The sequence below is a fragment of the Cellulophaga sp. BC115SP genome (assembly GCF_009905545.1).
Taxonomy (GTDB): domain Bacteria; phylum Bacteroidota; class Bacteroidia; order Cytophagales; family Spirosomataceae; genus Flectobacillus; species Flectobacillus rivi.
The window spans coordinates 1-7078 of the sequence record NZ_JAAALB010000089.1 but is presented as its reverse complement, the minus strand read 5'-3'; the positions used below and the strand labels follow the sequence as shown (position 1 = coordinate 7078).

Genomic DNA, 7078 nt, shown 5'->3' with positions numbered 1-7078 from the left:
TCTACCATCGTTTGTGGCCTCTGGCTTGAACCAATTTGTAGAATGCGGTAACAAGTTTACACGCATGATCTGGAGTGCCTCTAACAAATGGTATCGACCAGAAATCAGTGATTGTTTTATGACTCGGATAGGTTCACCGACCAATGGACGAATCATTGATTTTCATGTAAACGATGAGTTTGGAGGTAAACGGATTGTTTCGAGTAAATCCAATAGTGATATTATTCCAGCTTTTGATTTTCGTGACGATAGTTATAACAAAAAGCAGGTAGTCACCATGCTCCATGCTAAGGAGCAAATCCCTGGTAATCCATTTTATGCGTATCCTACGTGGTGGTGCGCCAAAGAGTGGATTGAGCTGGCCAATTTGATTCCTATGTTTCACAAATCTGGTATCCAAAACGGGTACAATATCAAATACTTGATTCGTATGCCTGTGGACTACTTCGATGCACAAGGTGGTAAATCTTTAGATGAAAAAGACCGTTCGAAAAAGTGGGCTGACTTTTCGGATCGTTTGTCGGGTTGGATGGCTGGACAAAAGAACGTCAACAAATCTATGATTGTAAAATACCTACGTGGAGCTGACGGCAAAATGTTGGATAACGTAGACGTGCAGCCACTCAAAAACGAAATGTCAGACGATGCCTACTCTAAGGTTTGGGAAATGTCAAACCAGTCTATTGCCAACGCTATGGGTATTTTGCCAACCTTGGCAGGGGTAAGCCCTGGCAAAGGAAATGACTCAGGTTCACAAATTAGGGTCATGGCCGACTATCAACAGCATTTCCGTACACCTGTACCACGCATGTTGGTCTTAAAGGATATTCAGTATGCTTTGCGAGCTATGGGTTACCGTGATGTTATTCCAGCCTTTAAGGAAGTACAAATTACTACTCTCGATACCAACCCGACAGGTGCTCAAGCCGTCGTAAATCAAGCGTCCTAATGTTGATCAATGAAGTCGTTTTAAAAGCTGAGCTTGGAGGGATTCAAGCAAGTTTGAATTGGAAAACCGTTGAACCATTTGCGAAAATTGCCAACCGTAATTTTCGCAAACAAATAGGGGTAGAGCTGTACAATGAGTTGAGCAAGCCCAATACCAACCTGACTGAGCTGAAGGAAATAGCCGTCGGGGTAGTAGCCTGGCAAAGTTACGATTTAGCTTTTCCGCACCTGAAAATGAAAGTAGGGGATTTGGGTTTGATGAAAAGCTCACCACAAAATACCGTGGCCATTACCAAATGGGAGTACGTAGACTCAAGGGAAGCCAATTTACAAGTGGTGGACAAATTGCTGGAGGACTTTTTTGAATTTTTGGAAATGGAAGCTCCAGAAGTTTGGAAAAACTCCGAAGCCTATAAAACTAGAAATCGACTGTTCTTGAGATCAGCTTCAGAGTTGGGTAAAAAGCTAACCCTGGTAGGTCGAAACAGTCGCTTCTTTGATGTACTGACTACCTATATAGAGCGTGCCGAAAATAACTATATAAAGCCCTTATTAACCCCAACGCTTTTCAGGAGCTTGAAGCAAAAGTGGCAAGAAGCAGCAACGTTGACAGCTCAAGAAAGTGAGTTAATACAGGGAATTCAGTGGGCTTTGGCGTATCTGGCCATGTATGAGGCTTACCCGTATTTACCGATGATTGTCGACATGAACGGTATGCGAGAGGCTCGTTATAAAGACGGGACCAGAGAAGAAGAAACCGCCGACGCTAAGCTGAAAAATGTACAACGTCAGGCGTTGTGGAATGATGGTCAGAAGTTTTTAGGGGATATTCGTGAGTTTTTGGATGCTGAGTCATCACCAACCGTATTTACAGAGTATTATCAAAAAAAACAAATCAATACACTTAGTGAGGATTTGGACTTTACTGACAAGCCTCATGTTATTCTATAACATTCTACACCATGACACTTAGTAAAATGCCCAAGGATGCTACACCCGTTCCACCGCTTAAGGTTGTGAACAATTCGCAGAACCATCATTCGACCATCGAAGACAAAAAGAAAGCACTGGAGGAACAGAAAGCTTTGCTTGAAGCAGAGGAGCAAGCATTGATTGAAGCCGAGCAAAAGGCTCAAGAAAAAGCCAAACAAGAACAGCTTACCAAAATTGACTCACTCTTTCAGAATGCCGAAATGTACGAGAATTGGGCAAAAGAGGAGTTGGCCAAAAAGCCACACGAACGAGACAATGAACAGGCTGAGGCATACATGGCCATTGCTAGAGAACGAAAAGCTGAAGCCCGAAAATTACAATCTGAGTTAGGTATTCAAAGCATGACATCCGAGCCTGTCGAAACCAACGAAACAGATACTCAAAGCCGTCACCCGTGGTGGACACCATTTGCACAAATTGGTGGTTTGTTTTTGCTCCTGTGGGTCTGTGTACAAGGCTTTTTTGATACTCAAAAGAAGATAGCAGCACACAATGCCGTGGTCGAACCATTTGCTCAAGTACGTGCGCACGATTTGGATTCGGTTCAAAAACTCTTTTTTGAGAAAATGACCATCGGGACGGATTTGTTGATTATGCTTGGAATCATTGGTGTAATTTCTCCAGTGATTTTTATATACATAGTTCCAATCATTAAGTCCAAAAGAGATTTTCTAAACGAGTTCAATAACGATTTAACGGCATGGCAAAGAGGCTTAATTACATCTATTATCTTATCGGCGGTATTACTTTATTTGGGCTTGTCTCATTCGGTCAGAATGTAATCAGATCCGAAACCGAAAACCGTAGCTATTACACGCACTGGGCTGAATACACCCAACCCCAAAAGGAAAATCTATTGATGTTGATGACTGAAAGTGAGGTCAGAAAAGCATTGCTAGATATGGCTCGTAAAGAGGTTTATGTGGTAGAAAAGACGAATAGCAACGACCACCCACGAATAAGTTATTATAACAAAATAGCACGTTCCTCAGCTCATGCAGCCTATTGTGCGGCAGGTCAGTTCGCAATGGCTAAAGAGCTAGGGTTACAATACAATCTCAAAAGTCCTGCCGCTGTTCGTGGTTGGTTTACCGACAAACGAACCATTATCTACAACCGTGGCAAATGGACTGGCAACGCTCAACTAATGGATTATATTTGGATTTATGGGTCACATTTGGAAGCATTGGCCCAACCTAATATAGATCCTGATATTGACGATGACGATGAGATTTTGACAATCGGATTCAATACCACGGCTGGCACTCGTAAACATGGCGTTCATCATCCTATTTGGAGACGTTGGGGCGATGTACAGCTAATGACTAATCAGGTTACTCCAGCGTATTTACAACTCAAAAATAAATACCAATGAACAAACAAGATGAACTTGGATTAATAGACCGTATCCAAGCACCTACACCAAAACTATTTAAGTTGATCCGTAACGTGGCCATCGTTGCTTCTGCCATTGCTTTGGCTTTGGTTCAATCCAAACAACAAGGGGTAGAGCTGCCAAGTATCGTGGACTTTTTAGCAAGTAAAATTGTCGTAGTGAGTGGTGCTATTGCTGGGCTTATTGCGCAGCTGACTGTGGACTATTCTAAATTACAAGAAAAGTAAACCTTGAAAAGGAGCGCCTTTGGGTGCTCCTACATTGCTATGTTAGAAATTGAGTTGTCGAAAGAAAAGTTTTACATTCCTGAAAACTGGAGCGAAGTACCTGTAAAACGTTTGCCCAAATTACTAGAGTCGGTTTTTGTTGCTCAAGCTACACCCGAAACCTACCATCAAATTTTACGACTCACGCTAGGTATAAGCGACACAATATGGGGACGCTTTTGCTATCATTATTTTAGAAAAGATTTACCCGAAAATACCAGGAAACAAAACGCCGAAATTCTACACAATTTACTCATGATGGTGAGCTGGATGTGGACGGAAGAAATGACCACAAGGCCGTTTGATACTGTAAAAGTTGGTACTGAAGAATGGGTTTTGTTTGAGGAAAATTTGACCAGTATGAGTTTTGGAGAGCTGTCGGATGCCTATATCCATTTACTAGCCTTTACAAAACAGTTAATCGAAGGAGACGAACGACTCAATCATTTGATTGCTACTATTTGCCGACCACGCAAAGAAGGGGATTATACTCAGGACACCAATTGGAACGGTGATCATAGAATTCCGTACAATGCCCATGCTGTAAAAGAAATGTCCAAAAAAGCTGCCTTACTACCTGAAGGGACTAAAGTGGCGATTATGGTCTATTTTGCTGGATCTGTAAAGCAACTATTCGAGCAATATGATTTAATGGAAACAGGAGTGGAAAGTGTAGGAGAGGACGATTACCCTGGACAGGGACTTATCAAAAATCAACATCTATTAGCAGAAAAAGGAATCTTTGGAAACCTTGATCAAACGAAGCAAGCCAATATACACGATGTGTTTTTGTTTCTGGAAGAACACCGCAAAGACATGAAAGCACAGGCAGAAAATCAAAAAGCAGAATGACACCAACCCAACTACTCTGGAACTTCCTAAAGCCGATTTGTCAACAAAACGGGATAGAATACGTGGCCATGAGCGATGGTGACCGTATGGATAGATTTAGTGCTGCCAGTGTGAGCCAAACGGTTTACCCTGGTGTTTTTGTGATGCGTCCACGCTATCGTGTAAGAGATACCACCAACGGCCTGATTATGCTCAATTACGAGCTAAAAATATACATTTTGGCTAAAGGTGATTTAAACGACTTTGAAAGCCAGGATTCAGCTTTTGACTTTTGTGAAAGTGTGGCCACCAATATTCTGCAAGAACTCAACCGCAAGTATCTGGAAGAAAAAACATGCTGGTTTGACTTAAACGACTCAGGCATGGACCCAGTCATGTATGTGACACTCGACTCAGCTTGGGGCTATGAACTCACGATCCGTTTGGGTTTAGAATCTAATCAACTATTCTACTGATATGAAAAAACTTTTGTTTTACGCCATTACAGGCTTTTCAATGCCACTTGTATTGGTCTATTTCCTTTTCATGGATTTAATAAATCTACGCTTCAGAACTTCCACGGCATGGCTTAAACTACAAATAGTCTATGAGGATGCACAGAAAAAAGCATTTCCTGTGGCTAAATCTGAAACCAATGCTGAGACCATCCGCAAGGAATTTATAAAGCTTCAGAAACGAATGGGGGGAGGCCCCACCCAGCGCAAACAACTTTACAAATGGTAGATTCATTATTGACTGAAATTGGAGGGCGTCCAATTGCCTTTATTCCAATGGAGTTTAGCCGAAACAGGTTGTTTCATACCATTGATGCGGCTAATCCTGATTTGACTTCACGAGCCAACCTTTCATATAGTTTAGAAATACAGGTGCCGACTTTTCCTCAATCCCTGGTATTTGAACCGCTACACCGAAGCATAGGAAAAGAGCCACCCGTAACGGTATTTGGAAATACCAATTCATTTGCTGGAGCAACCTTTGAATACAACCGCAGAAACGGTAAACTTGACGGCTTACTAAGCTATCAAAAACCTAACTGGCAACAAGAAAAAATTACTTCAGTATTTACCCAAACAACACCTTTCAAACTCAGAGAGTTAGTAACTGGAGGTACACCATTGGTCAATACTGATTCCACACTTGCAACTCGGTACTGTATTAAAGCTGGTTTGAACGATGAGGATTTTGCCATGTGGGCCGACACTTTTTGGACTCAGTACCAGTTTGAGCAACGTCGGTTTTTGACATGGCAGCCAAATAATAAACTCATAGGGCGTGATCAAGAGGAGTATCTTTCTTTCTTGATGAATTTTTCGCCAAAGCCTTCAAAAGTATGTCTTCGAGTTCAGAGCTATAAACCGACGGTTACAAATACTTTTACGGCGAAAGAACTGGAGGTGGTTACTCAAAATTCGGTGGTATTGTGTCCAGTAGGTTGCAAGGCTTTGGGTTTAGACAGCGACGTTTATCAATATGATGTTTGGTTGTCAGACGAACAGAATAGAAGATTTACTGAGGTTCGTACTTTTCAAATTGATAGTCGTTACCGAGCAAACGAACGATCTATTTTGTTTTCAAACTCTTTGGGCGGGTTTGATACTATCCGATTAGTAGGCAAAGCCACCGAAACATTAAAAGTATCACAAACCTATGCTCAGCGCGATAAATCCGTTCAGGGGATCGACTGGATGGAAATGGTGGTGATCAATACAGAAGGACAACGAGAATTGGTTATTTCGACGGGTTGGTTTGAACGAAGCGCCAAGGACTATTTAAAGTACCTTGATGAGCTAATGTTGTCGGAGCAGGTTTATTTGGTGACGGACAAAGGTCATATTCCTTTACGTAAAAATACCAACGCCTTGGTTGATGTTGAAGACAACACCGAGTTGATTGCTCGAAGCTTTAGTTTTACATACGATCGAACTATTCAAAATTACAGTGATGCTCCGTCGATTGGCGCCGTACCTGCCAGAGCCACCACGTGGGAAGGTTTAGACTTTACGCATATACTAGATTCCTTTGGACGTCGAACGGGACGAATGCGACCAGCTCGTATCCGCAAAGTGTATGCCGATGACAAAAGCCTATTTAAACCCCTAACCATCAAACCCAACGTAGAGAGTGATCCTGACTATATAGCCTATTTAGTAAATCCAAGTATAGTATCAGGCTCAAGCCCATACCCAAACACGGCTATAGTTCGACAAGGGACTTTTGTACGTTCAAATTGTGGTAATGGTAAAACGGGTGGTTTCGCCACGATCAATATACCCGCTGGTCGTTATGGTTCGGAAACACCAGGAGAGGCTCAGCAATTGGCAGAGTTGGAATACACCACGCTAAATACGCAAGAATACGCCAACGCCTACGGTGAATGTATTTTGAACCCTTACGATTATGCTTTTAACGTACCTGCTAATTATGCACACTTTAGACAAAGCGGTATGAGTGGAGCTGATGCCGTTTCTAAAGATAACGTCAATGGGGTAGGGAAGGGGAATGCTTGGTTTTTACAGGGCCAAACAGGACAAACAGACCTTTACCCGGTAGGAGTTTGGGACATCAACTTGCCAACCAATTACCTAACTGGATTTAGCTGGAGGTTCTTACTCTATGGTAACAA

The 7078-nt window shown here is 42.2% G+C and carries 9 protein-coding genes; all 9 read left to right on the top strand.

The window, feature by feature from the left end; all coding sequences use genetic code 11:
* The coding region (locus tag GVN22_RS26395; RefSeq protein WP_166554007.1) for a hypothetical protein at nucleotides 1–949 on the top strand (949 nt) is incomplete at its 5' end.
* Nucleotides 949–1899: a DUF6712 family protein gene (locus GVN22_RS26390; protein ID WP_166554006.1), complete on the top strand. Its 951-nt coding sequence runs from the start codon at nucleotides 949–951 to the stop codon at nucleotides 1897–1899. The genes GVN22_RS26395 and GVN22_RS26390, both read left to right, overlap by 1 nt.
* An 11-nt stretch (nucleotides 1900–1910) precedes the next feature.
* On the top strand, nucleotides 1911–2723 hold the full coding sequence (locus GVN22_RS26385; protein ID WP_166554005.1) for a hypothetical protein: 813 nt from the start codon (nucleotides 1911–1913) through the stop codon (nucleotides 2721–2723).
* Nucleotides 2642–3316 (top strand): hypothetical protein, encoded by a 675-nt coding sequence (locus GVN22_RS26380; protein ID WP_166554004.1) that lies wholly within the window; start codon nucleotides 2642–2644, stop codon nucleotides 3314–3316. Before GVN22_RS26385 ends, GVN22_RS26380 begins: the two co-directional genes overlap by 82 nt.
* Entirely contained in the window at nucleotides 3313–3564 is a 252-nt protein-coding gene (locus GVN22_RS26375) for a hypothetical protein (RefSeq protein WP_166554003.1), read from the top strand. Before GVN22_RS26380 ends, GVN22_RS26375 begins: the two co-directional genes overlap by 4 nt.
* A 39-nt stretch (nucleotides 3565–3603) precedes the next feature.
* A complete protein-coding gene (locus GVN22_RS26370) occupies nucleotides 3604–4455 on the top strand; it encodes a hypothetical protein (RefSeq protein ID WP_166554002.1) in 852 nt (283 codons plus the stop codon).
* Nucleotides 4452–4910 carry a hypothetical protein gene (locus GVN22_RS26365; protein WP_166553987.1) on the top strand — a complete coding sequence of 153 codons (459 nt, stop codon included), beginning with the start codon at nucleotides 4452–4454 and terminating at the stop codon, nucleotides 4908–4910. Before GVN22_RS26370 ends, GVN22_RS26365 begins: the two co-directional genes overlap by 4 nt.
* Nucleotide 4911: 1 nt before the next feature.
* Entirely contained in the window at nucleotides 4912–5178 is a 267-nt protein-coding gene (locus GVN22_RS26360; RefSeq protein ID WP_166554001.1) for a hypothetical protein, read from the top strand.
* On the top strand, nucleotides 5172–7078 hold a 1907-nt coding region (locus GVN22_RS26355), incomplete at its 3' end, for a DUF5977 domain-containing protein (RefSeq protein ID WP_166554000.1). The genes GVN22_RS26360 and GVN22_RS26355, both read left to right, overlap by 7 nt.

Excerpts from the sequence above, each read along its gene's own strand:
- GVN22_RS26365 (WP_166553987.1), top strand. The coding sequence starts at position 4,452 with ATGACACCAACCCAACTACTCTGGAACTTCCTAAAGCCGATTTGTCAA.
- GVN22_RS26385 (WP_166554005.1), top strand. The coding sequence starts at position 1,911 with ATGACACTTAGTAAAATGCCCAAGGATGCTACACCCGTTCCACCGCTT.
- GVN22_RS26390 (WP_166554006.1), top strand. The coding sequence starts at position 949 with ATGTTGATCAATGAAGTCGTTTTAAAAGCTGAGCTTGGAGGGATTCAA.
- GVN22_RS26360 (WP_166554001.1), top strand. The coding sequence starts at position 4,912 with ATGAAAAAACTTTTGTTTTACGCCATTACAGGCTTTTCAATGCCACTT.
- GVN22_RS26375 (WP_166554003.1), top strand. The coding sequence starts at position 3,313 with ATGAACAAACAAGATGAACTTGGATTAATAGACCGTATCCAAGCACCT.
- GVN22_RS26380 (WP_166554004.1), top strand. The coding sequence starts at position 2,642 with ATGGCAAAGAGGCTTAATTACATCTATTATCTTATCGGCGGTATTACT.
- GVN22_RS26370 (WP_166554002.1), top strand. The coding sequence starts at position 3,604 with ATGTTAGAAATTGAGTTGTCGAAAGAAAAGTTTTACATTCCTGAAAAC.